At 72.5% G+C, this 25,973-nt stretch carries 21 protein-coding genes and 1 pseudogene; 14 read left to right on the top strand and 8 right to left on the bottom strand.

The annotated features are described in order from the left end of the window. Together ACYU96_RS04775 and ACYU96_RS04770 are read right to left on the bottom strand one after the other, a co-directional pair. Complete coding sequence (locus ACYU96_RS04775; protein WP_460749605.1) at nucleotides 1-1,185, bottom strand: glutamate--cysteine ligase; 1,185 nt, start codon at nucleotides 1,183-1,185, stop codon at nucleotides 1-3. Then, the gene (locus tag ACYU96_RS04770) at nucleotides 1,182-2,447 is read right to left on the bottom strand and encodes a class I SAM-dependent methyltransferase (RefSeq protein ID WP_460749603.1); all 1,266 of its coding nucleotides are present in this window, start codon (nucleotides 2,445-2,447) and stop codon (nucleotides 1,182-1,184) included. Before ACYU96_RS04770 ends, ACYU96_RS04775 begins: the two co-directional genes overlap by 4 nt. A gap of 316 nt (nucleotides 2,448-2,763) precedes the next feature. On the opposite strand from ACYU96_RS04770, the gene groES reads away from it, so the two are divergent. Further along, nucleotides 2,764-3,060: a co-chaperone GroES gene (gene groES, locus ACYU96_RS04765; protein WP_460749599.1), complete on the top strand. Its 297-nt coding sequence runs from the start codon at nucleotides 2,764-2,766 to the stop codon at nucleotides 3,058-3,060. 98 nt (nucleotides 3,061-3,158) lie between these two features. Here the strand turns inward: groES and ACYU96_RS04760 are convergent, their stop codons facing one another. After that, entirely contained in the window at nucleotides 3,159-3,446 is a 288-nt protein-coding gene (locus ACYU96_RS04760; protein WP_460749596.1) for a WhiB family transcriptional regulator, read from the bottom strand. A 191-nt stretch (nucleotides 3,447-3,637) separates the two neighbouring features. On the opposite strand from ACYU96_RS04760, the gene ACYU96_RS04755 reads away from it, so the two are divergent. Together ACYU96_RS04755 and guaB are read left to right on the top strand one after the other, a co-directional pair. Then, on the top strand, nucleotides 3,638-4,873 hold the full coding sequence (locus tag ACYU96_RS04755) for a MerR family transcriptional regulator (protein ID WP_460749594.1): 1,236 nt from the start codon (nucleotides 3,638-3,640) through the stop codon (nucleotides 4,871-4,873). Nucleotides 4,874-5,036: 163 nt separating this feature from the next. After that, nucleotides 5,037-6,554, top strand: coding sequence for an IMP dehydrogenase (guaB, locus tag ACYU96_RS04750; protein ID WP_460749591.1), 1,518 nt, complete (start codon nucleotides 5,037-5,039; stop codon nucleotides 6,552-6,554). 114 nt (nucleotides 6,555-6,668) lie between these two features. On the opposite strand, the gene ACYU96_RS04745 is transcribed toward guaB, so the two are convergent. Both ACYU96_RS04745 and ACYU96_RS04740 read right to left on the bottom strand, forming a co-directional pair. After that, nucleotides 6,669-7,187, bottom strand: a complete 519-nt coding sequence (locus ACYU96_RS04745) for a GNAT family N-acetyltransferase (RefSeq protein WP_460749589.1) — start codon at nucleotides 7,185-7,187, stop codon at nucleotides 6,669-6,671. 69 nt (nucleotides 7,188-7,256) lie between these two features. Continuing rightward, nucleotides 7,257-7,976: an exonuclease domain-containing protein gene (locus ACYU96_RS04740; RefSeq protein ID WP_460749586.1), complete on the bottom strand. Its 720-nt coding sequence runs from the start codon at nucleotides 7,974-7,976 to the stop codon at nucleotides 7,257-7,259. A gap of 195 nt (nucleotides 7,977-8,171) precedes the next feature. Between ACYU96_RS04740 and ACYU96_RS04735 the strand changes: the two genes are divergently transcribed. The 7 genes and pseudogenes from ACYU96_RS04735 (at nucleotide 8,172) to ACYU96_RS04705 (ending at nucleotide 15,627) form a co-directional block, all read left to right on the top strand. Continuing rightward, nucleotides 8,172-9,296: a GuaB3 family IMP dehydrogenase-related protein gene (locus tag ACYU96_RS04735; protein ID WP_460749583.1), complete on the top strand. Its 1,125-nt coding sequence runs from the start codon at nucleotides 8,172-8,174 to the stop codon at nucleotides 9,294-9,296. 118 nt (nucleotides 9,297-9,414) lie between these two features. Further along, on the top strand, nucleotides 9,415-10,185 hold the full coding sequence (locus ACYU96_RS04730; protein WP_460749580.1) for an ArsR/SmtB family transcription factor: 771 nt from the start codon (nucleotides 9,415-9,417) through the stop codon (nucleotides 10,183-10,185). Continuing rightward, on the top strand, nucleotides 10,182-11,468 hold the full coding sequence (locus tag ACYU96_RS04725; protein ID WP_460749577.1) for an MFS transporter: 1,287 nt from the start codon (nucleotides 10,182-10,184) through the stop codon (nucleotides 11,466-11,468). Before ACYU96_RS04730 ends, ACYU96_RS04725 begins: the two co-directional genes overlap by 4 nt. 136 nt (nucleotides 11,469-11,604) lie before the next feature. Further along, a complete protein-coding gene (locus ACYU96_RS04720; RefSeq protein ID WP_460749574.1) occupies nucleotides 11,605-13,227 on the top strand; it encodes a succinic semialdehyde dehydrogenase in 1,623 nt (540 codons plus the stop codon). A gap of 353 nt (nucleotides 13,228-13,580) precedes the next feature. Then, a pseudogene (locus tag ACYU96_RS04715) lies at nucleotides 13,581-13,886 on the top strand (DUF4031 domain-containing protein); the annotation flags it as partial. A 327-nt stretch (nucleotides 13,887-14,213) separates the two neighbouring features. Further along, on the top strand, nucleotides 14,214-14,846 hold the full coding sequence (locus ACYU96_RS04710) for an HD domain-containing protein (protein WP_460749679.1): 633 nt from the start codon (nucleotides 14,214-14,216) through the stop codon (nucleotides 14,844-14,846). Between the two features lie 139 nt (nucleotides 14,847-14,985). Continuing rightward, complete coding sequence (locus ACYU96_RS04705; RefSeq protein WP_460749571.1) at nucleotides 14,986-15,627, top strand: SanA/YdcF family protein; 642 nt, start codon at nucleotides 14,986-14,988, stop codon at nucleotides 15,625-15,627. A gap of 99 nt (nucleotides 15,628-15,726) precedes the next feature. Here ACYU96_RS04705 and ACYU96_RS04700 read toward each other — a convergent pair whose 3' ends face one another. The 3 genes from ACYU96_RS04700 to ACYU96_RS04690 form a co-directional block, all read right to left on the bottom strand. Further along, a complete protein-coding gene (locus tag ACYU96_RS04700) occupies nucleotides 15,727-17,007 on the bottom strand; it encodes an acetate/propionate family kinase (protein ID WP_460749568.1) in 1,281 nt (426 codons plus the stop codon). Between the two features lie 57 nt (nucleotides 17,008-17,064). Beyond that, nucleotides 17,065-19,179 (bottom strand): phosphate acetyltransferase, encoded by a 2,115-nt coding sequence (pta, locus tag ACYU96_RS04695; protein WP_460749565.1) that lies wholly within the window; start codon nucleotides 19,177-19,179, stop codon nucleotides 17,065-17,067. Between the two features lie 92 nt (nucleotides 19,180-19,271). Further along, entirely contained in the window at nucleotides 19,272-21,824 is a 2,553-nt protein-coding gene (locus ACYU96_RS04690; protein ID WP_460749562.1) for a phosphoketolase family protein, read from the bottom strand. Between the two features lie 174 nt (nucleotides 21,825-21,998). On the opposite strand from ACYU96_RS04690, the gene ACYU96_RS04685 reads away from it, so the two are divergent. The 4 genes from ACYU96_RS04685 (at nucleotide 21,999) to ACYU96_RS04670 (ending at nucleotide 25,897) form a co-directional block, all read left to right on the top strand. Continuing rightward, entirely contained in the window at nucleotides 21,999-22,856 is an 858-nt protein-coding gene (locus tag ACYU96_RS04685; protein WP_460749559.1) for an SURF1 family protein, read from the top strand. 56 nt (nucleotides 22,857-22,912) lie between these two features. Further along, nucleotides 22,913-23,326 carry a DUF3817 domain-containing protein gene (locus ACYU96_RS04680; RefSeq protein ID WP_460749556.1) on the top strand — a complete coding sequence of 138 codons (414 nt, stop codon included), beginning with the start codon at nucleotides 22,913-22,915 and terminating at the stop codon, nucleotides 23,324-23,326. Nucleotides 23,327-23,500: 174 nt separating this feature from the next. Then, complete coding sequence (locus tag ACYU96_RS04675; protein WP_460749553.1) at nucleotides 23,501-24,610, top strand: hypothetical protein; 1,110 nt, start codon at nucleotides 23,501-23,503, stop codon at nucleotides 24,608-24,610. Between the two features lie 69 nt (nucleotides 24,611-24,679). Beyond that, nucleotides 24,680-25,897, top strand: coding sequence for a MalY/PatB family protein (locus tag ACYU96_RS04670; protein ID WP_460749550.1), 1,218 nt, complete (start codon nucleotides 24,680-24,682; stop codon nucleotides 25,895-25,897). Nucleotides 25,898-25,973 lie beyond the last annotated feature (76 nt).

Raw genomic sequence — 25,973 nt, 5'->3', positions numbered from 1 at the left:
TCAGGCGGGCTGCGTCCGCGCCTCCCCGGGAGATCCGCCCGGCGGGAGCGGACGGCCCGCCGCCATCTCCGCGAGCATCGCCTCGGCCACCGCCGTCAGGTCGCCCCCGGAGTCCCGCGCCACCCTGAGCTGGCGCTGGTAGGAGGGCCCGTCCCGCACGATGTCGGCCACGGCGGCGAGCTGGTCCGCGCAGCCGAGCCGCTCCGCCGTCGGCTGCAGCTCGACCAGGACCTTGGCCACGGCGTCGGCCACGGACAGCTGGTCGCCGTCGGCCGACGTGATGATCGTCGCGTCCATGCCGTACCGCGCCGCCCGCCACTTGTTCTCCTTGACGTACCAGGGCGGCAGGGTCGGTAGCTCCCGGCCGTGGTCGAGCTCTGTGGACAGGTGCTCCACGAGGCAGTGCGTCAGCGCGGCGAGGGCGAGCGTCTCGGTGAGGTTGGTCGGCCCGTCGCAGACCCGGACCTCGATGGTGCCGTAGGCCGGCGACGGCCGGACGTCCCAGTGGATCTCGTTGAACTCCTGCGCGACCCCGACCCGCCGCATGTCCTCGGCGTACGACTCCACCTCGTGCCACTCCGTGAACGGGTACGGCAGGCCCGCCGTCGGGATCTGCTGGAAGAGCATGGCGCGGGTGGACGCGTACCCCGTCTCGACGCCGCCCCAGAACGGCGACGACGCCGACAGCGCCTGCAGGTGCGGCGTGTACGGCAGCATCCCCTGGACCAGCGCGAGCACCTTGTCGCGGTCCTCGACCCCGACGTGCACGTGCAGCCCCCACGTCACTAGCTGCCGCACGAACAGCTGGATGCGGTCCACGAGCCGGGTGTAGCGCTCCTTGTCGGTGACGAGCTGGTCCTCCCAGCGTGCGGACGGGTGCATGGCGCCGCCGACCACCGCCGCACCGCGGACCTGGGCCGCCGTGGCGACCCGGTCGAGCAGCTCGCCGAGGTCGGCTCCGGCCGCGCGCACGTCCCCGCACACGCCCGTGGCGATCTCCACGGTGTTCTTCAGGAGCTCGACCTTGATGCGCGGGTCGGAGCCACCGGGCGACAGCTCGTCGACGACCAGGGAGGCGACCTGCGACATCGCGCCGGAGCCGGTGTCGACGAGCCCGACCTCCCACTCGAGGCCGATGCTGGAGCGCCGTGACGTGCCGAACGGCACGGGTTCGGGGCGTGTCATGCCCCGCCCCGAACGGGCTCGACCAGCAGGATCGTCTGCGCGCCGGCGACTCGCGTCAGCACGATCGTCGCCTCCTCGGTCCCCGTCAGGACGAGCTGCTTGCGCAGCTGTTCGGGCACGACGGCCGTGCCGCGCTTCTTGATCGTCAGCCGCCCGACGTTGCGCTCCCGCAGGTACGCCTTGAGGCGCTTGAGCCCGAACGGGAGCGTGTCGAGGACCCGGTATCCGGTGGCGACGGGTGCGGAGCCGTTGGTGCCGAGCGGCGCCGGAGCGTCGGTCGTGATGTAGGCGATCGTGGGGTCGACCAGGCGTCCGTCCAGCTCGGCGGCGGCGTGGGCGACGAGGCCGGCTCGGATCACGGCGCCGTCGGGCTCGTAGAGGTACTCGCCGACGGAGCCGGTGGAGGCTTGCAGGGCCGCGCCGTCCGGATGGTCCGAGGCGCGCAGCACGCGTGTCCGGGTGTGCTCCTTGCCGTCGGCGTCCAGGAACGTCCGGACCACCAGTGCGCTGCGGCCGGGCCCGCCCGGCGCGAGCGGGCCGAACCACAGGCCGGCCTCGACGACGTCGTTGTCGACCGAGACCCACTGCGCCTCGGCGGCCTCGGGGAGCCCTTCGTGCGGGATGCCCGGGCCGACCTTGACCCCCAGGGCGGGGACGGTCGCGCGCAGCGCGAACACGCTGTCGAGCGCGGGCTCGTAGGCGCGGGGGTCGAAGACGCGCCGGGTACCGCCGCCGCGTGCGCGCGTGCGGCGTGCCGGGTCGGCGTAGACGCCGTCGACGTGCTCGGCCCGGAGGTCGAGGGCCAGGCCGTCGGCGTTGCGCGCCTCGGCCTCGGGGAACTGCCGGAGGTTCCAGGCGGCGATCCGCGACGTCACCTCGTCCAGGTCGGTGGCCAGCACGCGCAGCCCGGCCCCGGCGAACGCCATGGCATCGGCGCCGATGCCGCTCGTGAGGTCTGCGACGTGGGTCACACCGGCGTCGGTGAACCGGTCGGCGTGGAGCGTGGCGACGAGCAGGCGGGTCGCCTGCTCGAGGCCGTCGGCGGTGAACAGCATGCGTTCGGCGAGCTCGCCGAACTTGGTCCGTGCCCTGGCGCGCAGGCGGGACTGAGTGAGAGCAGCGGCCGCGAGGTCGGGCGCGACGCCTTGCTCCCGAAGCGTGGTGGCGGTGCGCATGGCGACCCGTTCGTCGTACGGCGGGAGGTCCCCCAGCAGCGCCCGGCCATCGGGACTGAGAAGTTTGCTCAGAATCGCCTCATCCATGGGCAGATCTTTCCATAAAGCCCCTGCTGATAGCGAGACCCTGAAGGAGAAGTGTCCTCAGTTCGACATATCACCACTCGCCTGCCGGGGTGCGACCATCCGGGGCGGCCCCACGGATCTGGCACTCGCCTTGACCGAGTGCTAGCGCCGACCTAGATTTGGGTTGTCACCGCTGCACGGCCCTTGGGCCGGCGCGGCGGTGCCGCGAGATGTTCCGTGCCCGCCGGCACCCGCGACGACGGCGGTCCGCCGAACGCTCGAGCAAACCAGTCAACGTAGCTGATCTTCGATCTGCTCAGGAAAGAGGAGGTCCGACGTGTCGGTCCCCATCAAGCCGCTCGAGGACCGGATCGTTGTCAAGGCCCTCGAGGCCGAGACCACGACCGCTTCCGGCCTGGTCATCCCGGACACTGCCAAGGAGAAGCCCCAGGAGGGCGAGGTCCTGGCCGTGGGTCCGGGCCGCGTGAACGACAGCGGTAACCGTGTGCCGGTGGATGTCGCCGTGGGTGACAAGGTCCTGTACTCGAAGTACGGCGGCACCGAGGTGAAGTACGCGGGCGAGGACTTCCTGGTCCTCTCCTCGCGCGACATCCTCGCCGTGGTCGCAGGCTGAGGAAGCCTCGACCCAGGAGGTCACGACGACGGGGTGTCCTGCCGTCGTGACCTGCTGCTGCGAAGGGCCCCGCACCGATCGGTGCGGGGCCCTTCGTGTCAGGCGGTCGCGGACTTGCCGGCGAGGATGGCGGACCGCTCGTCCTCACTGAGGGCCCCCCACACCCCGTACGGCTCTCGCACTCGGAGCGACTGTTCGCGACACTGCATCATGACCGGACAGGACCGGCAGATGGCCTTGGCTGCTTCGGCTCGACGGCGACGCGTGGACCCGCGTTCCCCCTCGGGGTGGAAGAACAGCGTGTCGTCCGCGTCGCGGCATGCCCCCTGGTACTGCCACTCCCACAGCTCCATCACCGGGCCGGGCAGTCTCGAGATCTCCGTCATGCCGAACAACCTACAAGTTGTGCAGAAGTTGTTCAAGGGGCATTTTTGCGCCAGCGCTACTGATTCAGGTTGTGACGAACCGCGCCACCTCTGGCGAGGTTTGGTGGATATCGCCCTGAAACATGCGGAGATAAGCGGCACACCGGGCGGATCGGTGGCGAACCTTTGCATGTCTCGGCAGAATCGGTTCCATGACATCGACGCGGCCTGCCCAGAGTCAGGGCGGGTCCCGCCCGTCGAGTCCCGGCCTCGCCGTCGCGGCGGTGGCCAAGCGCCTGGGGGTCGCGCCCGCGACCCTGCGTACCTGGGACCGTCGATACGGGCTGGGCCCGTCGGGCCGCACCGCGGGCTCCCATCGGCGCTACACCCCCGATGACGTGGCAAGACTCCTCGTCATGCGGCGACTCACGCTGGAGGGGCACGCGCCGGGCGACGCCGCCCGGGCCGCGATCGAGGCGAGCGCCGAGGAGCTCGCCACGGTGCAGTCGGACGAGCCGGAGGAGTTCTCACCGAGGGACCGGGACTCGTCGTCGTCCCCCGCCGGCCGGGCCGCGGCCGGTGAGCGTGACGATGCCGATCCGCAGGCCGGGTCGGAGCTCAGGTCGGGTGTCGCTGCCGCGGAGAGCTCGAACCGGCCCGCGTCGTCGGCGTCCGGCGCGGTCGGGGGCGCGCCGTCCGAGCCGGAGGGTTCGCGTCGCGGCCACCTGCGCGCGCTGCCCGGGGGCGGCGGGGCGCAGCAAGAGCCCGGACGGCCGCGCCAGGTGAACAGCGCTGCCTGGTCAGGACGGGTGTCCGCGCTGGTGGACGCCGCGATCAAGTACAGCCGCACCGCGTGCGACGCGTTGCTGCGGATGAGCCCCGAGGACGACCCCTCGGCGTGGTGGACCGAGCTCGTCGAGCCGGCGTTCGACCAGGTCGCCGTGCGGACCGTGCTCGCCGGGCCCGGCGAGGTGCCGGAGATGGTGCTCGCCGCGGCCGCGCTGTCGAGCCTGCGCGGCTACACCGAGGAGTTCGAGCGGGAGGTTGTCGAGGCCGGCGGGCCGCCCGCCAACCACCCGAGCCGGATGCGCAAGATCGTGCTGGTGTTCGCCGCCCCGGACGAGCTGGTGCCGCTGTCCGCGCACGCCTTGGCGGCGTCGCTCGCGGCGAAGGGGACGATGGCGCGGATCGTCACCGGCCCCGCCAGCATGCACCGGTCGGTCGAGCTGGTGACGATGGTCCGGCCGGCCGCCGTCGTCCTCGCGACGACGCAGACCCGGCCGGCGCTCGACGTCGTGCACGCGGTGCACGAGGCGTATCCGGACCTGCCCCTGTTCGTCGGCATGCGCGCCGACGCGGCGGCGGGCGACGTGCCGCTGGGCCCGACGGTCCAGCGCGTCCGCTCGTTCAACGGCCTCCTCCACGAGGTGCTGGCGGTCCTCAAGTAGCCCGCGGTCCCGCGGACGTCCGCGGAGGGGGCGCAGCACGCCGGGCGACGCGGAGAGGGGCGCGCGGTACCGGTGCGAGGGTGATTTCGACGGTGACGGAGGCGACGCTCTCCGGATCACCGTCCCTGGAATATCGCGGGGTCTCGCACCGTAGACTCTTGACATGGAGCCCACAGCACCCCAAGCGCACGACCCGTTCGGTTTCCTCGGCCTCACGTATGATGACGTGCTGCTGCTGCCTGGCCACTCCGATCTGGCCCCGTCGGACATCGACACGACCTCCCGTCTGACCAGGGAGATCTCCATCCGCGTACCGCTGGTCTCCGCCGCGATGGACACGGTCACCGAGTCCCGCATGGCGATCGCGATGGCGCGCCAGGGCGGCATCGGGGTGCTGCACCGGAACCTGTCCATCGAGGACCAAGCGCTCCAGGTGGACATGGTGAAGCGGACGCAGACGGGCATCATCTCGAATCCGGTCACCATCGGTCCGGACGCGACGCTCGAGCAGCTCGACCGGCTCGCGGGGGAGTACCGGATCTCCGGTTTCCCGGTGGTGGACGCGGACAACCGGCTCATCGGCGTCGTGACCAACCGCGACCTGAGGTTCACCCCGGTCGCCGAGTGGGCCACCACGAAGGTCGACGAGGTCATGACGTCGAGCGGGCTCGTCACGGGCCCGGAGGGGATCGCCCGCGACGACGCGACGGCGCTCCTGCGGCAGAACAAGGTGGAGCGGCTGCCGCTGATCGACGGCGACGGCCGGCTCACCGGACTCATCACCGTGAAGGACTTCGTGAAGTCGGAGCAGTTCCCGCACGCCTCCAAGGACGGGCAGGGACGCCTGCTCGTGGGCGCGGCGATCGGATACTTCGGCGACGCGTGGACGCGCGCCACCACCCTGATCGAGGCGGGGGTGGACGTGCTGGTGGCGGACACCGCGCACGGGAACGTGCGGCTGCTGCTGGACATGGTCAAGCGCCTCAAGACCGACCCGTCCACCCGCCACGTGCAGGTGATCGGCGGGAACGTCGCCACCCGGGAGGGCGCGCAGTCGTTCGTGGAGGCCGGTGCCGACGCGATCAAGGTGGGCGTGGGGCCCGGCTCGATCTGCACCACCCGCGTCGTGACGGGCGTGGGCGTGCCGCAGGTGACCGCGGTGTACGAGGCGTCGCTGGCCGCGCGCGAGGCGGGCGTGCCCGTGATCGCCGACGGCGGGATGCGGCACTCCGGCGAGATCGGCAAGGCCATCGTGGCCGGTGCCGAGGCCGTGATGCTCGGGTCGATGCTGGCCGGCACCGAGGAGGCCCCGGGCCGGACGATCCTGATCAACGGCAAGCAGTTCAAGTCGTACCGTGGCATGGGCTCGATGGGTGCGATGTCGTCCCGCGGGAAGAAGTCCTACTCGAAGGACCGGTACTTCCAGGCCGAGGTGACGAGCGACGACATGATCGTCCCCGAGGGCATCGAGGGCCGGGTGCCGTACAAGGGCACGCTCGCCACGGTGGCGCACCAGCTCGTCGGCGGACTGCACCAGACGATGTTCTACACCGGTGCCCGGACCGTGCCGGAGCTGCAGTCCAAGGGCCGGTTCGTGCGCATCACGTCGGCGTCGCTGCAGGAGAGCCACCCGCACGACGTGCAGATGACGGTCGAGGCGCCGAACTACACGGGCCGCTGACGCGCGACGATCACTCGTGCGGCGCCGCTGACGCGGCGTTCATCGGTGCGGCGCCGCTGGCGCGGCGGGCGCGGCGGCGCTGACCGGATCCGCTGCGCCGACGCGGCGCCCGCGTCAGAACCAGCGTCCCAGGGTCGTGGTCTCCTGATCTGCGTAGCCGAGCCTCGCGTAGAAGTCGACGACGGCCGAGTTGCTGCTGCGCACCATGAGCATGACCTTCCGCGCACCGGCGGCACGCAGCCATTCCTCGCCGGCGGCCACGGCGGCCCGGCCGAGGCCGCCGCCCTGGCGTCCGGGGGCCACCGCGATGTAGTACAGCCATCCTCGGTGGCCGTCGAGCCCGGCCATGACGGAGGCGACGACGCTCCCAGGCGTGGTCTCGTCGTCGCTCGTCAAGGCGTCGCCGGCTGCCGGGGAGCCGGTACCCGTGGCGGCGACCTCGTCCACAGGGCCCTTGTCGTCGTCCCGGAAGACCAGGATCGTCGAGGTCGGGCCGCTCCGGGCGTCGGCGATGTCGACGTGCGGGTCGTTCCACGGGCGCGTCAGGCCAGAGGCGTGCCACAGCGCCACGACGCCCGCGACGTCGTCGTCGGTGATCTCGGTGAAGTCGGCGGCAACCGTGGTCCGGCTCATGCGCCGGATCGTACGCACGGCGACCAGCCGCTCGGCGGCGCGGTTCGCCTGCCGGCCGGACCGATCAGGTCAGCCTGCCGTCTGGACCGGCCAGACGCGGGACGCGCCCGGGCCCTCCATGCCCTGCTCCGCGCGCCAGGTGTTGAACCCGTCCGCCCAGGCGGCGTGGGCGCCCGCCTGGGACTGGTGCAGGTCGATCAGGTGCGTCTCGTCGAGCTCGGGGAAGCGCGCCACCAAGGCCGCCAGCAGGTCGAGGGTGGCGAGGACGTCCACCTCGGCAGTGTGCAGCTCGCCGTCGGACGTGATGCCGTAGACCTCTGACAGGTCGCCGAGGCGCCGCTTGCCCGACCGGAAGCGGTCCTTCCAGCGGTCGATGACGAGCGGGTCGATGACCGGGCCCACCGAGTGGCCGAGCCGTTCGGGCAGCGTGGGCAGCCCGTGGCGGACCAGCTCGTGGTCCAGCAGGGAAAGGTCGAAGGCGGCGTTGTACGCCACCACCGGCACGCCCTGGGCCAGGTGCTTCGCGAGCTCGGACGCGACCTCCTCCAGCGCTCCCGCGGGCTGCTGCCCGTGCTCCCGTGCGTGCTCCGTCGTGATGCCGTGGATCGCCGCAGCCTCCTCCGGGATCTCCACGCCGGGGTCGACGAGCCAGGTGCGTACCTCCGTGCCGCCTGGCGCGCGGTACACGAGGGCGGCGGTGACGACACGGTCACCGGCCACGTCCACGCCGGTGGTCTCCGTGTCGAAGCCGAGCAGCGGCCGGCGGATCCAGCCGGGTCCGATGTCCATGGTGGGCTCCCTCCACTCGTGCTGCGTCCAGGTCCACACCGAACCTTGCCACTGGACACTGACACTGATGAGGAATGACGCGCGGGGGAACGTCCGGGGAGCGAGGTTTCCGCCCGGAGCGGAAGGCCGGTGCCCTGCTCGCGGTACCCGTGCCACGCTGCGCCCTTCGTCGGTCACCGTGAGTAGGCTGTCCCGGTGAGCAACGAGACCGAGATCGGACGTGGCAAGCGCGGGCGTCGCGCATTCTCCTTCGACGACATCGCCGTGGTGCCCTCGCGGCGCACCCGCGATCCGGAGGACGTGTCCGTCGGCTGGCAGATCGATGCCTACCACTTCGACCTCCCGATCGTCGCCGCACCGATGGACTCGGTGATGAGCCCGGCGACGGCTGTCGCGCTGGGCGAGCACGGCGGCCTCGGCGTCCTCGACCTCGAAGGCCTGTGGACGCGCTACGAGTCACCCGAGACCCTGCTGCGGGAGATCGCGGAGCTCCCGCCGGAGCGGGCCACCGCGCGCATGCAGGAGATCTATGCCGAACCGATCAAGCCGGACCTGATCACCGAGCGGCTGCAGGAGATCCGCCGTGCGGGCGTGACCGTGGCGGGGGCGCTGTCCCCGCAGCGGACGCAGGAGCACTACAAGACGGTCGTGGACGCCGGCGTCGACCTGTTCGTCATCCGCGGCACCACGGTCTCCGCGGAGCACGTGTCGGGGAACGCGGAGCCGCTCAACCTCAAGCGGTTCATCTACGAGCTGGACGTGCCCGTCGTCGTCGGCGGGGCCTCCACGTACACGGCAGCCCTGCACCTCATGCGCACGGGTGCGGCCGGCGTGCTGGTCGGGTTCGGCGGCGGTGCCGCGCACACCACGCGGGTCTCGCTCGGCATCCACGCGCCGATGGCCACCGCCGTGGCCGACGTCGCGGCCGCCCGCCGCGACTATCTCGACGAGTCCGGCGGCCGGTACGTGCACGTCATCGCCGACGGTGGCGTGGGGTACTCGGGCGACATCGTCAAGGCCGTGGCCTGCGGGGCCGACGCGGTCATGGTAGGCGCCGCGCTCGCCCGCGCGAGCGACGCCCCCGGGCACGGCTGGCACTGGGGACCGGAGGCGCACCACTCCGAGCTGCCGCGCGGCGAGCGCGTCGAGGTCGGCTCGGTGGGCACGCTGGAGGAGATCCTGTTCGGCCCGGGCCGTCAGGCCGACGGCACGCTGAACCTGGTCGGGGCGCTGCGCCGCGCGATGGCGACCACCGGCTACAGCGACCTCAAGGAGTTCCAGCGGGTCGAGGTCGTGGTCTCGCCGTACCGGCCGCGCTGACCGGGCCGGTCAGCACGTAGCTCGCCAGGGGCGCACCTCCAGCCGGAGGTGCGCCCCTTTGTCGAACTTCAGTGCACAACTATTGTGCAAACTATCTGTGCACACTTATTGTGTACGCATGACCGGCATCGAACCGCTCCCCGGGGAACCCGCCCCGCGACCCGACGGCGCACCCACGGACCCGACGCACCTCCATCTGACTGCCGAGGCGGTCAAGGTCCTCGCGCATCCGCTGCGCTCCCGCCTGCTGAGCACGCTGCGCCGCGACGGTCGCGCCACGGCCACGGACCTGGCCGTGCTGCTGCGGTCCAACACGGGCGCGACGAGCTACCACCTGCGGCGGCTGGAGTCGGTGGGCCTGGTCGAGGACACCGGGGAGGGCGCCGGCAAGCGGCGCCTGTGGCGCGCCTCGACGGGGAGCCACGGCTGGACGACATCGGAGCTGGCCGACGACGAGGACGCCGCCACCGCGCTCGGCTGGCTCGTGCGCGACTACCACCGGCTGTTCGACGCCGAGTACGCGCACTGGCTCGACGTCTCCGACGCCTGGCCGCGCGAGTGGCAGGACGCGGCGGAGATGGGCGACGTGTCGGTCCGGGTCACGCCGGAACGGCTCGTCCGGCTGAACCAGGAGCTCGAAGAGCTCGTGCAGCGCTACCGCGACGTCGACGCCGGCGACCCTCGCGCGCGGCGCATCCACCTGTGGAGGTTCGCCTACCCGATGGACGCCGACGACGTCCCGGGGCTGAGTGCCCACGGAGACGTCGGCGGGGACCCCGGTGGGGCCGCCGGCGGCGACGGGGCCGCCGGTGAGGGGGCGGCTGGTGAGGGGGCGGCCGGTGACGAAGCAGCCGGCGACGGGCCCGCCGGGGACGAGGGCCGGTCATGACGCCGGCCGCGGCCCGCCGGGTGCTGCTCACCCTCGGGTTCACCCGCTGGTTCCCGGTCGGGCTCGTGGTGGGCGTCACGACGCTGCTCCCGATCGAGCGTGGTCTCAGCGTGGCCGACACGCTGACCACGGCCGCGGTCGGGGGGCTCGTCGTCTTCGCGCTCGAGCTCCCGACCAGCGGATTCGCCGACGCCTTCGGCCGCCGCCCGGTCTTTCTCGCCGCCGCGGTGATCCAGGTCGTCGCGGCGACGCTGTTCGTCACGGCACAGACGTTCTGGGCCTTCGCCGTCGCGGCGGCCGCCTTCGGGGTGTTCCGCGCGCTCGACTCGGGCCCGCTGGAGGCCTGGTATGTCGACGCCGTGCACCGCACCGAGCCCGGCGCCGACGTCGACCGCACGCTCGCCGCCGCGGCCAGCGTGCTGGGCGGGTCGATAGCGGGTGGGGCGCTGATCGGCGGCGGGCTGATCTGGTGGCACCCGGTGACGACGTGGAACGCCCTGACGCTGCCGTACGTGGTGTACGCCGTGCTGGCCTGCGTGCACCTGGCGGCCGTCGCGGTCCTGATGACGGAGCCCCGGGACGCCGGTGCCGCCGTGCGGCCCGCCGGTGCCGAGGCGTCGCCGGGGCGTCCCGGAGTGAGAGCGTCGCTCGCCGTCGTCGCCGACGGGGTGCGGGGGGCGCCCGTCGTCGTCCGCGACGGGCTGCGGGTGCTCGGCACGAACCGCGTCCTGCTCGGCCTGGTGCTCGTCGAGGTGTTCTGGTCCCTCGCGATGCTCGTGTTCGAGACGTTCCAGCCGATCCGGCTTGCCGAGATGCTCGGCAGCGAGGAGGCGGCCGGTGCGGTGAACAGCCCGGTCACGGCAGTGGGGTGGGCGGTCTTCGCCGCCGGCTCGGCGCTGGCAGGGCTCGCGTCGGGCCGGCTGGGCGTGGCGCGCACCGCCATCCTCTCCCGCGTGCTCAACGGGACCGGGGCCGTGGTGATGGGACTCGTGGCCGGGCCGGCGGCGCTCATCGTCGCCTACCTGGTCACGTACGGTCTGCACGGCAGCGGCGGGCCGATGCACGCCGCGCTCCTGCACCGCGAGGCCGAGGCGGGGAACCGCGCCACCGTGCTGTCGATGAACTCGATGGTCGCGTTCGGCGCCTTCTCGATCGGGGCGATACTGCTCGGGCGGCTGGCGGACGTGACGTCGAACCAGACGGCGATGGTCGTCGCCGGCGCGGTGAGCGTGCTGGGGGCGCTCTGCTACCTGCCCGCGCTCCGGCGGGAGAAGCGGTTCTGACTCCGTGACCGGGTGAAATTCCCTGCCGCAGATCCGCCTGTTCGCGGAACCCGGGAACCATCGGGTGAATTCTCGGAAAGAATTTTCATCGCAGCACCCCTGTGTGCGGGATGATTTTATGCGTATGGTGGCCCGCATGATCGACGAGACACCGGGTAGGGCTGCGGTCGGATCCGTCTTCGACCCCGAGCATCCCGAGTCCACCTATGCCCTCGAGCCGGAGCTCGTGGCGCCGCTCGTCGCGCGGGTGGCCTCGTCGCAGGGCGTCGGGACGCACCGTTCGACGTGCCCGTTCACCGGCGCTCCGCTTGCCACGGTCCCCGTGTCGTCGTCCGCCGACGTCGCCGCCGCCGTCGAGCGCGGGCGGCTTGCCCAGCGGGCCTGGGGACGCCGGGTGCTGTCCGATCGCACGCAGGTGCTCGACAATCTGGCTCGAATCTTTCTGGTGCGGCAGTCCGAAGTGCTGGACCTGATCCAGCTCGAGACGGGCAAGGCGCGCAGGTCCGCGTTCGAGGAGGTCGGCGACGTCGCCCAGGTCGCCCGGCACTATGCCCTGAAGGCCCGGCGGTACCTGGCCACGGACCGTCCGGCCGGCATGATCCCGCTCGTCACCGGGGTGCGCGTGCAGCGCCGTCCGGTCGGCGTGGTCGGTGTGATCGCGCCGTGGAACTACCCGCTCACCCTCGTGCTGTCGGACGCCTTGCCGGCGCTGGTGGCGGGGAACGCCGTCGTCGTCAAGCCCGATCCGCAGAGCACGCTGACCGCGCTGTGGGCGGCCGAGATCCTCGAGGAGGCCGGCCTGCCCGCCGGGCTGTTCCAGGTGGTCGCGGGCGGCCGCGAGACCGGTGAGGCGCTGGTCGACCGTGCGGACCACGTCGCGTTCACCGGTTCCACCGCCGCCGGGCGCAAGGTCGCCGCCCGCGCCGGCGAGCGGCTCGTCGGCGCCACGCTGGAGCTCGGCGGGAAGAACGCCATCTATATCGCCGACGACGTCGACGTCGCCACCGCGCTGCCCGGCGTCGTCCGTGCCTGCTTCGCCAGCACCGGCCAGCTCTGCCTGTCGGCCGAGCGGATCGTGGTGCACGAAGCCGTGGCCGACGAGTTCGTCGCCAAGCTCGTGCGCGACGTCCGTAACCTGCGCCTCGGCGCCGGCCTCGACTACACGGCGGACGTCGGCTCCCTCACCTCCGACGCGCAGCTCGCCAAGGTCACCGAGCACGTCGACGACGCCCTCGCGCGCGGCGCCGTCGTCCTCGCGGGCGGCGTCCACCGCACCGACCTCGGGCCTTACTTCTACGCACCGACCGTCCTCGACGGCGTCCCGTCCGACGCGCGTGCCGCGCGGGAGGAGACATTCGGCCCCGTCGTCTCCGTGACGCGGGTGCGGTCCGACGACGAGGCCGTCGCCGTGATGAACGACTCCGAGTACGGCCTGCACATGTCCGTGTGGTCCGGAGACGTCACGCGTGCCCGGCGGATCGCCGACCAGGTCGAGGCAGGGTCCGTCTCCATCAACGACGGATACGTGCTGACCTGGGGTTCCGTGGGTGCGCCGACCGGCGGCTGGAAGGCCTCCGGGCTGGGGCGGCGGCACGGCGCGGCGTCGGTCGAGGCGATGACACAGACACGCACGGTCGTCACCGCGCGGGGTGCGGGACGCGGCCTCGGCATCGAGAACGTTCTCGGGCTCGACGGCGCGGCACCGAGCCGCATCCTCAGCGCGGCCCTCGAAGGGATGCGCAAGCTGCGGATCCCCTGACGGCACGCGTCGCCGGGGTATCCGGTCGCAGCCGTGGGCGCGGTCGCACCCCTTGGCGGTGGGCGTGGAGACGATCCGCACCCACGTCTCCTCGGCGCTGTCCGAGCTGGGGGCCCGCGACCGCACCCAGGCGGCGGTCCGTGCTTACCAGGCGGGCCTGATCGACCTGTAGCGCGTGGGGCGACGCCGGTTCGGCGGGTCGTCGTGTTCGACGGGTCGCCGTGATCCGCAGCTCGCCCGATCGGCAGCGCGTCGTGATCCGCGGGTCGCGCCGTGATCGGCAGGTCGGGCGACCGGTCTCACGACAGGCCCCACCGGGCGGGGCGGGGTGCCGAGGCGCATAGGGTCTGGGGGTGAGCGTCTTGATCGACCCGGCGGCCTGGCCTGCGCACGGGACTGTGTTCTCGCACCTCGTGTCGGACAGCTCGCTGGTCGAGCTGCGCAGCTTCGCGCGAGCGGCCGGTGTGCCGGACCGTGCGTTCGACCTCGACCACTATGACGTCCCGGCCGCCCGGTACGACACCCTGGTAGCAGCCGGCGCGGTTCCCGTCGAGGGCAGCGAGCTGGCCCGCCGGCTGGTGGCCTCCGGCCTGCGCATCCCCGGCGCCGAACGCGCCCGCAGCAAACGCAACCCCCTCCTCACCCGCTGGAACACCTTGTCCCCCACGGCGCCTACCAGGTCCGCCGCACCTGATCGGCAACTTGACGAGAGATCGGTAGTTCAATCTGCCGATCAATCACGGATTGACCGACCGCACGCGGGTGGGGACGGAACGTGGCCGGGGGCCGGCGCGCCCGGTCGGCAGTTTGATGAGAGATCGGTAGTTCAATTTGCCGATCATTCATGGAATGACCGACCGCGCTCGGGCGGGGGCGGGGTGCGCCCGGGTGCAGCGGGTGGGTTGGATGGGGGCGGGGTGCGTGATGGGGGTGGGGTGCGTGGTGGGGGTGGTCGGCTCGGCGGTGGCTGGGGTGCTGTGGGGGAGGTGCTGGACGGGCGTTGGCGGGAGCCGCATCGTACGTATCACACCGCGTTTCACCTGGCTTCCGCGCTCGACGCGCTGGATCTGCTGCTCGCCGATGCCGGGGCCGCGGGTGAGCCCGTCCCGGAGTGGGCCGCGTGGCAGGCCCGCGTCGCCCTGTGGTTCCACGACGCGGTGCACGACGGCGCCACCCCGGCGGACGAGGAGGCCTCGGCGGCACTGGTCCACGACCTGCTGGGCCCGTTGGCCACGCCGGAAGACCCGGCATCCGGGGCGGGACGCCCCGGGCCGGAGCCGCTGCTCCGGCAGCGGGAGGTGGACGAGGTCGCGCGGCTCGTCCTGGTGACCGCCGACCACGCCCCTGACCCCGACGACCTGCCCGGATGCCTGGTGAGCGACGCCGACCTGGCGATCCTCGGTGCCGCACCCGCCGCCTACACCCGCTACACCCACCAGGTCCGCGCCGAGTACGCCGATGTCCCTGAGAACCTGTTCCGCGAAGGGCGCGCCCAGGTGCTCCAGGCACTCCTCGGCCACGGTGACCTCTTCCGCACCCCCTGGGGCCGGGGCCGCTGGCAGGCGCCGGCGGCGTCGAACCTCGCGACGGAGCTGCGGACGCTGCGCCCCGAGCGGTAGCGCGGCGGTGCCCGTCCCGCAGGTCCGTGCGTGCCGGGTCCGTGCGTGCCGGGTCCGTGCGTGTCGGGTCCCGGCCGGCTGGGGGTGCTCCCCGGAGCCGGTGTGTGTCCCGGTCGTGCCGACCAGGTAGGTTGCAGCCGTGGCCATCCCCGTGAACCCCCGCCTGAGACGCCTGCGCAGGGTGTTCGACGTCCTGGCGATCGGCGTCGGCGTCGTCACGCTGCCGGTCGCGCTGCCCGTGTTCTGGGTCCAGGCAGTGGGCCACTCCCGCGTGGTCGCCGCCTCTGACGTGCCCGAGGTCGACGCCGTCGTCGTGCTCGGCGCCGGGCTGCGGTCCGACGGATCGCCGTCGACGTACCTGCGGCGCCGCGTCGAGGCCGGGGTCGCGTTGTACCAGGCGGGGCGCGCCGAACGGGTCATCCTCTCCGGTGATGCGCACACCCTCCCCAGCGGAGCGCTCTACGACGAGCCCGGTTCGATGCGCGCCCACGCCCTCGCCCTCGGCGTCCCCGACGACGCGCTCGTCCTGGACCGTCAGGGGTTCGACACGGATGCGACCTGCCGCCGCGCCCGCAACGAGTACGGCGTGCGGACCGCCGTCGTCGTCACGCAGGACTTCCACCTCCGCAGAACCCTGTTCACCTGCAGGTATGCCGGTCTGGACGCCGTCGGTGTCGGCGTGAGCAGCTCAAGCGTCACGCCGGTCAAGGCCCTGTTCGCCTGGAAGCTCCGCGAGATCCCGGCCAGCTGGAAGGCCGCGGCGGAGTCGCTGCGGCGCTGACCGCGTCCGGCGGTCCCGTCCCCGCGCGACGCCGTCCCCGCGCGGTCCCGCCCTGCGCGACGCCGCTACCGCGCGACGCCGGCACGTCCGTGGTCCGGGTCAGCCGACCAGCGCGACCGTCTGGCGGGCGATCGCCAGCTCCTCGTTGGTCGGCACGACCATGACGAGCGGAGCCGCGGCGGCCGGGACGTCCGAACGCTCGGGACCCGGGACGCCGAGGTGCCCGGCACCCGTGACGTCGGCGCCCGGTGCGGGCGAGACCACCCGGGCCTCGCGGGACCGTTCCTCGTTGCGCGCCGGGTCCACGGCCAGCCCGAGGAATCCGAGCCCGTCCACCACGCCCGCGCGCACCGGCGCCGCGTTCTCGCCCACGCCCGCCGTGAACGTCAGCACGTCGATCCCGCCGAGCACCGCCGCGTAGGCGCCCACGTACTTGCGCAGCCGGTGCAGGTACACGTCCAGGGCCAGGCGGGCGCCGGCGTCCCCGGAGTCGACGAGCCGCCGCAGCTCGCGCATGTCGTTCACGCCGCTCAGCCCCAGGATGCCGGAGCGCTTGTTCAGCAGCGTGTCGACGTCGTCCACGCTCAGGCGCCCGGAGCGGATCAGGTGGAAGACGATCCCGGCGTCGACGTCGCCGGAGCGGGTGCCCATCACGAGACCTTCCAACGGCGTGAGCCCCATCGACGTCTCGACGGCGCGCCCGCCCCGCACTGCCGACGCCGACGCACCGTTGCCCAGGTGCAGCACCACCTGCCGCAGCGACTCCGCCCCGCGGCCCTCGGCGGCCAGCTTCGCCGTCACCGCCGGGTGCTCCGCCACGGCCGAGGACACGAACTGGTGCGACGTCCCGTGGAACCCGTACCTCCGCACGCCGTGCTCGGCGGCGGTCTTCGCGTCGATCGCGTAGGTCGCGGCGGCGGGCGGCAGGTGGGTGAAGAAGGCGGTGTCGAACACGGCCACGTGCGGCACGTCGAGCAGCTCGCGCGCCACCTCGATCCCGGTCACGTTGGCCGGGTTGTGCAGCGGCGCGAGGGGAATCAGGTCGCGCACCGCGCCGACGACGTCGTCGTCCACCACCACAGGCGCCGAGAACGACGTCCCGCCGTGCACCACGCGGTGCCCGACGGCGACCACCCCCGCCTCCCGCAGCGCGGGCCCCACCTCCTCGAACAGGTCGAGGACCAGCCGCAGCGCGACCCCGTGGTCCGCCACGGCCCGGTCCCGGACCACCTGCGCGCCGTGCGCCTCGTGCGTGGCCCGGCCCGACTCCTCGCCGATGCGTTCGACGACGCCTCCGGCGAGCGCCTCGCCCGCCCCGGGATCCACCAGCTGGTACTTGAGCGACGACGAACCGGAGTTCAGGACGAGGACGGTGCGCATGCGGACACTCTCCTGGTGGGTGCGGGGTCTGTGCTGACGCTCTCCGGCGCCGTGGTGTTACGCGGCGGGGCCGGTCTGGGCCTGGATGGCCGTGATGGCCACGGTGTTGACGATGTCCTGCACGAGCGCGCCGCGGGACAGATCGTTGACGGGCTTGTTCAGGCCTTGCAGCACGGGGCCGACGGCGACCGCGCCCGCCGAGCGCTGCACGGCCTTGTAGGTGTTGTTGCCGGTGTTCAGGTCGGGGAAGACGAAGACGGTGGCGCGTCCGGCGACGTCGGACCCGGGCAGCTTGGAGGCGGCGACCGAGGCGTCGACGGCGGCGTCGTACTGGATGGGGCCCTCGACCACGAGGCCGGCCGCGCGCGCCTTCACCGCCTCGGTGGCGGCGCGCACCTTGTCCACGTCGGCTCCGGTACCGGATGTGCCGGTGGAGTAGGAGAGCATCGCGACGCGCGGTTCGACGCCGAACTGCGCGGCGGTGGCGGCCGAGGACACGGCGATGTCGGCCAGCTCGTCCGACGTCGGGTCCGGGATCACCGCGCAGTCCCCGTACACGAGCACGCGGTCCGTGAGACACATGAAGAACACGGACGAGACCGAGGACGTGTCCGGCCTCGTCCTGATGATCTCGAACGACGGCCGGATGGTGTGCGCGGTGGAGTGGGCGGCGCCGGAGACCATGCCGTCGGCGAAGCCGAGGTGCACCATGAGCGTGCCGAAGTAGGACACGTCGGTGACGATCTCGCGGGCGCGCTCCGTGGTCATGCCCTTGTGGGCGCGCAGCCGCGTGTACTCCTGCGCGAACCGCTCCACGAGCGCGGTGCTCTCGGGGGTGCCGCCCGACGGCGACAGCACCCGGGCGGCGTGCAGGTTCAGGCCGAGCTCCGCCGCCCGGGCGCGGATCGCCGTCTCGTCGCCGAGGATCGTCAGGTCCGCGATCCCGCGCGCGAGCACGGTCGAGGCGGCCCGCAGGATGCGGTCCTCGCCCCCTTCGGGGAGCACGACGTGCCGGCGCTGCGCCCGGGCCCGCTCGATGAGCTGGTGCTCGAACATGAGCGGTGTGACCACCTCGGGACGAGGCAGGTCGAGCCGCGCGGCGAGCGTGTCCCCGTCCACGCACCGCTCGAACAGCGCGCGGGCGACGTCGATCTTGCGCTGCGAGTCGCGGGTGACCCGCCCGCGGACCTGCGACGCCTCGCGCGCGGTGCGGTAGGTGCCCAGGTTCGTGCGGATGATCGGGACCCGCGGCCGCAGCGCTTCCAGCAGCTCGCGCGCCCGGCCCTCGGGGAAGAAGCCACCGTTCAGCACGATCCCCGCCAGCGACGGGAACGACGGCGCGGCGTGCGCGGCCAGCAGCCCGGTGAGCACGTCGTTGCGGTCGCCCGGGGTGATGACGACGGCGCCGTCGGACAGGTGCGTGAGCAGGTGCTCGAAGCTCATCGCGCCGACGAGCACCTCCAGCGCCTCCCGGTTCAGGAGCTCCGGGTCGCCGAGCACCAGCTCGCCGTCGACGGCCTCCACGAGCTGGCCCACGGTGGGTGACGCCAGGAACGGCTCCTCCGGGATGGTCCAGACCGGCAGGTCCGGGACGGCCGCCGAGACGGCCTGGCGCACGTCGGCGGCGGTCAGCGTGTCGCACCGGTTGACCACCAGCCCGACGGCGATCGCGTAGTACGCGGAGAGCTCGGCGAGCGACGCCTCGGTGAGCGTGACCACCTCCTGCGGCGAGCGTTCGCGGCCGGAGGCCACGAGCAGCACGGGAGCTCCGAGGTTCGCGGCGATCTTCGCGTTGAACGCGAGCTCGTTCACGCCGGCGACGTCCGTGTAGTCGGTGCCGAGCACGACGACGGCGTCGCACCGCGCCGCCAGGTCGTGGAAGCGGGCCACGATGCGGGCCATCGCGTCGTCCGGGTCCTCGTGCAGGTCCGCATAGGTGACGCCGACGGCGTCCTCGTACGGGACGTCGACACCGTCGTGCTCGAGCAGCATCTCCAGCACGTAGTCACGCTCGGGCTCGATGTCGCTCCCGGTGACCCGCGACACGGGCCGGTAGACCCCGACCCGCTGGCCCTGCCGCACCAGCAGGTCGAGGACGCCCAGCGCCACGGTGGACTTGCCGCTCTCACCCTCGGGTGACGCGATGACGATGCTGCGGGTCGCGCCGGTCACGTGCTGCTCCTCAGGGACTGTCTCGGACCACGGGCCTCCAACCTAGCGGCACACGACGCGCTGGCCGGCCCGCCCGCGGTGTGAGATCGACGCTACTCGTTGTCACCTCCCGTGTCGGACACGGCCGGCACGTCGGCGGCGTCGCCGGCCCCCGGCCAGACCCAGTCCCGGACCTCGGGGAGGTCGTCGCCGTGCTCGCGGGTCCAGGCACGGGCCCGCAGGCGGGCGTCCTGCATCCGCTGCCGCAGGCCCGCCTGCGAGGTGCCGAGCGACGGCACCCGGTCGATGACGTCGATCACCAGGTGGTACCGGTCCAGGTCGTTGAGCATGACCATGTCGAACGGCGTCGTCGTCGTGCCCTCCTCCTTGTAGCCGCGCACGTGGATGTTCCCGTGCCCGGTGCGGCGGTAGGTGAGGCGGTGGATGAGCCACGGGTAGCCGTGGTAGGCGAAGATGACCGGCCGGTCGCCGGTGAACAGGCCGTCGAACTCCGGGTCGGTGAGCCCGTGCGGGTGCTCCGTCGAGTCCTGCAGCCGCATCAGGTCGACGACGTTGATCACCCGCACCTTGAGGCCCGGCAGCTCGTGGCGCAGGATGTCGGCCGCGGCCAGTACCTCGAGCGTCGGCACGTCGCCCGCCGCCGCGAGGACGACGTCGGGCCGCGTGCCCGGCACCTCCGTGCCCGCCCACTCCCAGATGCCCAGCCCGCGGGTGCAGTGCTCGATCGCCTCGGGCATCGCGAGCCAGTTCGGCGCCGGCTGCTTGCCCGCCACCACGACGTTCACGTACTGCCGGCCGCGGAGGCAGTGGTCGTAGGTGGACAGCAGCGTGTTCGCGTCCGGCGGCAGGTAGACGCGGACGATCTCCGCCTTCTTGTTCACGACGTGGTCGATGAACCCGGGGTCCTGGTGGCTGAACCCGTTGTGGTCCTGCCGCCACACGTGGCTGGACAGCAGGTAGTTGAGGGAGGCCAGGGGGCGCCGCCACGGGATGTGGTTCGTGACCTTGAGCCACTTGGCGTGCTGGTTGAACATCGAGTCGACGATGTGGACGAAGGCCTCGTAGCTGGTGAACAGGCCGTGCCGGCCGGTCAGGAGGTAGCCCTCCAGCCAGCCCTGGCACTGGTGCTCGCTGAGCACCTCCATGACGCGTCCGGCGCGGACCAGGTGCTCGTCCACGTCGGGCCCGTACATCTCGGCGTTCCACTGCTTGCCCGTGGCGTCGTACACGGCCTGCAGCCGGTTCGACGCCGTCTCGTCGGGGCCGAAGATCCGGAAGTTGTCGGGGTTGCGGCGGATGACGTCGGTGAGCCACTGGCCGAGCACCCGCGGCGCCTCCGACGTCGAGCCGCCGGGCGCCGGGACGTCGACCGCGTAGTCGGTGAAGTCGGGCAGCCGCAGATCGCGCAGGAGCAGGCCGCCGTTCGCGTACGGGGTGGCGCTCATGCGCAGCTCGCCCGGCGGGGTCAGTCCGGTGATCTCGGCGCGCACGGCGCCGTCGTCGTCGAACAGCTCCTCCGGGCGGTAGGACCGCAGCCACTTCTCCAGTACCTGGAGGTGCTCCGTGGTGTCGCGGGCGCTGGCGAGAGGGACCTGGTGGGCGCGCCAGGAGCCCGTGGTCTTCTTGCCGTCGATCTCGGCCGGGCCGGTCCAGCCCTTCGGGGTGCGGAAGACGATCATCGGCCAGGCGGGGCGGGTGTCGTCCCCGGCGGCGGCGCGGGCCTTGATCGCGGCGATGTCGTCCAGCACCTCGTCGAGCAGCCCGGCGAACCGGCGGTGCGTGACGAGCGGGTCCTCGTCGGTGCCGTCGGGAACCTCGAAGAAGTAGGGCTTGTGCCCGTAGCCGGTCATCAGCGCGCCGAGCTCGTCCTGCCCGATGCGGGCGAGCACGGTCGGGTTCGCGATCTTGTAGCCGTTCAGGTGCAGGATCGGCAGGACGACGCCGTCGGCGGCAGGGTTGACGAACTTGTTCGAGTGCCAGGACGTGGCCAGGGGGCCGGTCTCGGCCTCGCCGTCGCCCACCACGGCCGCGACCAGCAGGTCGGGGTTGTCGAAGACGGCCCCGTAGGCGTGGCTCAGGGCGTAGCCGAGCTCCCCGCCCTCGTGGATGGAGCCGGGGGTCTCCGGTGCGACGTGGCTGGGGATCCCGCCCGGGAAGCTGAACTGCCGGAACAGCCGCTGCACGCCCTCGGTGTCCTGCGTGACTGCCGAGTAGGTCTCGGAGTAGGTGCCGTCGAGGTACGCCGCCGCGACCAGCCCTGGTCCGCCGTGACCCGGGCCCGTGAGGTACAGCGTGGGCTGCTTGCGGGCCTGGACGGCGCGGTTCAGGTGGGCGTAGAGGAAGGTGAGCCCGGGCGTGGTGCCCCAGTGGCCGAGGAGGCGAGGCTTGACGTGGTCACGCGTGAGGGGTTCGCGCAGCAGCGGGTTGCCGAGCAGGTAGATCTGGCCGACGGAGAGGTAGTTCGCCGCGCGCCACCAGGCGTGGAGGCGGGTGAGGTCCGTCTCGTCGAGGCGGCTCACGCCCGTGGCGATCCAGGGTGTCGCGTCGCGGATCCGGGAGACGTGGGGTGGTGGCGGGGGTGGGACGCTTGCCGGGGCCGACGGCGGGGTGCCGCCGGGGTCATCGGTGGCCGGGACGGTGGTCATCACACGCTCCTTCGCTCCGCCGTGCGGCGGACGTCTGGTGTGCGGCCCGGATGGCCGTGGGTCTCATTCGACCGTACGACGCTCCCGGCCGCCAGGGGTGAACAGCCCGGGGATCGCGGGCCTTGCGCCCCTTGACAGGACCTCGCACCCAGGGCTGACGGGTACCGTGGGGGCGTGAGTTTCTGGGCGGTGGCGAGGCAACCGCGGATGATCGTGCTGCTGCTCGTGTTCCTGCTGGCCGCGGGGGGCTGCGGCTGGCTCGGCAAGTGGCAGCTCGACCGCGCCTTCGAGCGGGCCGAGCTCGCGGCGGAGCAGGAGGCGCGCGAGCAGGCGGACGCCGGGCCGGCAGGCCTGGGCGAGGTGCTGAAGCCGCAGGTGTCGTTCCCGGGTGAGCTGGTCGGGCGGCAGGTCGAGGTGACCGGCGAGTTCGAGGCCGGCCGGCAGCTGCTGGTCAGTGGCCGGGCCGGGCCGGGCGGCGAGGTCGGGTACCTCGTCGTCGCGCCGCTGCGGGTGTCCGACGACGGCACCGGGGGAGAGTCCTGGGCCGAGCTGTCCGGGGCGCCGGTGCTCGCCGTCGTCCGCGGCTGGGTGGCGGAGCCGGCCGCGGCGGACGAGCCGCCGCCGGGCCGCGTGACCCTGACGGGGTGGCTGCAGGTGGGAGAGGCCGCGAGCGAGGCGGGCGCGGTCGACGCGGCCACGGTCTCGGCCGAGGACGGCGGATCGAGCGCCTGGCCCGTGGTGGGCGGCATCGCGCTGGGCTCGCTGGTGCAGGAGTGGGGCGGGCCGATCTACTCGGCGTACGCCGTGGACACGGAGGCGACGGGCGCGGTGGAGCAGCTGCCGCGGCCCATGATCGAGGGCGGTACGGGCGTGAACCTGCAGAACGCGTTCTACGCGCTGCAGTGGTGGGTGTTCGGTGGTTTCGCGGTGGCGCTGTGGGTCAGGCTCGTCCGCGACGAGATGGCGGGCGGCCGGCGCGGGGGACGGGCGACCGACCCGGACACGGGGATCGCGGGTCTCCCTGCCCGGTGAGCCTTCCCCGCGGCGGGTGGTCCCGGCGACGCCGTCCGCCCTACTAGGCTCGGGACGTGAGCACCGCCGAGTCCGAGACCCCGTCCGCACCCTCCGCCGAGGCCGCCGCCACCGCCATCCGCAAGGCCCGCGGCTCCCTGGCCCGCTACCGCGTCAGCGCGATCGTGACCGGCGTGATGCTGCTGGTCCTCGTCGTGGAGCTGGGGGTCAAGTACGTGCTGGGCGCGGTCATGGACGTCGGTCCGGTCATGCCGTTCATCGCGTGGGTGCCGTTCGCGCACGGGTGGATCTACGTGGTCTATCTCGTCACGGTGGCGGACCTGTGGTCGAAGATGCGCTGGGGTTTCGGCCGCCTGGTCACGATGGTGCTGGCCGGCGTCGTCCCGGTGATGTCGTTCCTGCTCGAACGGAAGATCCACGCCGAGGCGGAGGCGAAGCTCACGGCGCTCGAGGAGCGCTTCGGGGCCTGACGGACCCCGCTCGCCGTCGTCCGCCCTCTCCGGGCCAACGTTTCAGACACAACCACCCACATCCGTCACCTCCTGGCCTTTTCGATCTCAACAGCATAACGGCTATTGACCTTAATCGCTTAGATTTGGAAAGATAGTTCCACGCTAAAACTTCACCCGGAGCGGGGGCGGTTTATGGGTGAGACGAATTTCCTCTATCTGGCAATTGCGGCTGCCGTGCTGGCGATCCCGGCGCTCGTCCTGGTCCTGATCGCGACCGTGGCGTCCGGCTTCTCCGGCCTTCTGCGACTGGGGTTCGCGGCGCTCCGGGCGGGGGTCATCCCCGAGCACAGATACGTTCGTGACCGGGATATCGACCATCTTTCCGTGGTTCGTGGGGTCGCCGGGGTCGTGCTGCTGACGACGGCGGAGGTGATGCGCGCGGAGGCGCTCCCGACCAGGCTCCCCGCCCCCGTTCCCGACACCGGCCTGCCGTCCTGGATCGGCATCCTCGCCTACGGGACGTTGTGGGCGGTCGGTTCGCTCGCAGCGGTCTCTCTCTTCATGTCTCTTGGCTCGCTCGTGATGTATCAGAGGCAAGTTCGTTACCCTCCGCCCATCACGCCCGAGGACGGCCGCGCACGCTCGGTCCGCTCACCGTTCCTCCCGCTGCGCGCCCCGGCGACCCTCGCGGTGATCAGCATCCTCACCGTCACCTACGCGATGGTGCTGCCCCCGTTGTGGCCCGACGACGGCCTCGAGCTGCCGGAGGCGCAACCACCGGACGTGGGGTCGCTCCTGCTGCTGACCGTGCTCATGGTGATCGGGATCATCGGCCTGATCCTGCTCGTCGGCGTCGTCGCCGTCGGGCTGCCGCTGGCGATCGCGTTCCACTCGCGCGGCGCGGACGGGCACCCGGCGCTCCCGGCGCTCTGGTCGCTCGCGCTCGTGGGGCTCTACACGGTGCAACGAGGGCCGGAGTGGTTCGCCGCCGCGGCCGGCGGCGGGCCCGGCGACCCCCTCGGGGCGGCCGCCATGGCGGCCCTCACGGGTGTGCTGATCGTCGTCGCGATCTCCGGGTGGGAGCTGTCGCGGCTGCACGTCGTGCACGGCATCGACCCGTGGACGCCGACGGCCGTCCTGATCTCCGCACGCGTCGCCGAGCCCGACAACCTGCTCGTCGCCGACCCGCAGGCGCTCACCGCGGACCAGTTCCCGGTCAACCCGCAGAAGTACGGGCCGGCCTGGATCAGCAGCTATCTGAGGAGGAAGCTCTGGCAGGTCGGCCAGACGGTGAAGGGGTAACCACCCGGTCCGGGCCGCGGCACGTGGCCACCCTGTCGCGCCCGCACGGCGCTTTGGTTCAATGAGCGCGTGATCACGCACCCGTTCGACGCCATCACCCCCGACCAGCTCCGCGACGCGGGCAGCATGAAGTGGACCGCCTTCCCCGGCACCATCGGGGCGTGGGTGGCCGAGATGGACTTCGGCACCTCGCCCGAGGTCACCCGGGCTCTGCACGACGCCGTCGACCGTGCCGCCTTCGGCTATCTGGCGACCGCGCCGCGGGCCCGGATGGCCGAGGCCTGGACCCGCTTCGCCACGGACCGCTACGGCTGGACCGTCGACCCCGAGCGGGTCCGCCCGGTCTCCGACGTGCTCCACGCGCTCGAGCTCGTCATCCAGCACTACTCCCGGCCGGGGTCGCCGATCATCCTGCCCACACCGGCCTACATGCCGTTCCTCACCATCCCCGAGCACCTGGGCCGGGAGATCATCCAGGTCCCGATGGCGGTCACCAGCTCCCCGGACGGCCCGCGCTACGGGTACGACCTGGACGCGCTCGACGCCGCGTTCCGCGCCGGCGGACACCTCCTGGTGCTGTGCAACCCGCACAACCCGGTCGGCCGCGTGCTGCGGCCGGAGGAGATGCAGGCGATCGCCGAGGTCGTCGACCGCCACGACGGCCGGGTGTTCTCCGACGAGATCCACGCCCCGCTCGTCTACGAGGGCCACCGGCACGTCCCGTACGCGTCCCTGTCGGAGACGGCGGCCGGCCACACCGTCACGGCCACCTCCGCGTCCAAGGCGTGGAACCTGCCGGGCCTGAAGACGGCGCAGATCGTGTTCTCGAACGACGCCGACCTCACGGTCTGGGAAGCGCGGGGTGCGCACGACGAGATGGGTGCCGCGACCCTCGGCGTGCTCGCCGCCACCGCCGCCTACGACGAGTCGCGCGGCTGGCTCGACGACACCATCGCCTACCTGCAGGGCAACTTCGCCACCCTGTCCGACGAGGTCGCGGCGCACCTGCCCGGCGTCACGCTCACCCCGATCGAGGGCACCTACCTGTCCTGGCTGGACTGCCGGGCCCTCGACCTGGGCGAGCGGGGTGCCGCGACCGAGCCGGAGGGCGCCACCGGCGCCGCGGCCTCGCCCGCGAGCTTCTTCCGCACGCGGGCCGGTGTCGCAATGAACGACGGCGCCCTGTGCGGCGAGGCGGGCCGCGGGTTCGTCCGCCTCAACCTGGCCATGCCCCGCCCGGTCCTCCGGGAGGCCCTGGCCCGGATGGCCGACGCGCTGGAGCGGTGAGGGGCGTGCGGCGGGCGGCCTGACGGCCCGCCGTCGGGCACCCCGAGATCCCGCGGGCAGGGGCGCCGGCGAGGTA

This window comes from Myceligenerans cantabricum, assembly GCF_054777735.1.
The sequence above is the reverse complement of the archived record's forward strand: the minus strand, read 5'-3'. Positions and strand labels throughout refer to the sequence as shown.

Coding starts and splice junctions, on each gene's coding strand:
- ACYU96_RS04775 (WP_460749605.1), bottom strand. CDS start 1,185: ATGACACGCCCCGAACCCGTGCCGTTCGGCACGTCACGGCGCTCCAGC.
- ACYU96_RS04770 (WP_460749603.1), bottom strand. CDS start 2,447: ATGGATGAGGCGATTCTGAGCAAACTTCTCAGTCCCGATGGCCGGGCG.
- ACYU96_RS04760 (WP_460749596.1), bottom strand. CDS start 3,446: ATGACGGAGATCTCGAGACTGCCCGGCCCGGTGATGGAGCTGTGGGAG.
- ACYU96_RS04755 (WP_460749594.1), top strand. CDS start 3,638: ATGACATCGACGCGGCCTGCCCAGAGTCAGGGCGGGTCCCGCCCGTCG.
- guaB (WP_460749591.1), top strand. CDS start 5,037: ATGGAGCCCACAGCACCCCAAGCGCACGACCCGTTCGGTTTCCTCGGC.
- ACYU96_RS04745 (WP_460749589.1), bottom strand. CDS start 7,187: ATGAGCCGGACCACGGTTGCCGCCGACTTCACCGAGATCACCGACGAC.
- ACYU96_RS04740 (WP_460749586.1), bottom strand. CDS start 7,976: ATGGACATCGGACCCGGCTGGATCCGCCGGCCGCTGCTCGGCTTCGAC.
- ACYU96_RS04730 (WP_460749580.1), top strand. CDS start 9,415: ATGACCGGCATCGAACCGCTCCCCGGGGAACCCGCCCCGCGACCCGAC.
- ACYU96_RS04725 (WP_460749577.1), top strand. CDS start 10,182: ATGACGCCGGCCGCGGCCCGCCGGGTGCTGCTCACCCTCGGGTTCACC.
- ACYU96_RS04720 (WP_460749574.1), top strand. CDS start 11,605: ATGATCGACGAGACACCGGGTAGGGCTGCGGTCGGATCCGTCTTCGAC.
- ACYU96_RS04700 (WP_460749568.1), bottom strand. CDS start 17,007: ATGCGCACCGTCCTCGTCCTGAACTCCGGTTCGTCGTCGCTCAAGTAC.
- ACYU96_RS04690 (WP_460749562.1), bottom strand. CDS start 21,824: ATGACCACCGTCCCGGCCACCGATGACCCCGGCGGCACCCCGCCGTCG.
- ACYU96_RS04675 (WP_460749553.1), top strand. CDS start 23,501: ATGGGTGAGACGAATTTCCTCTATCTGGCAATTGCGGCTGCCGTGCTG.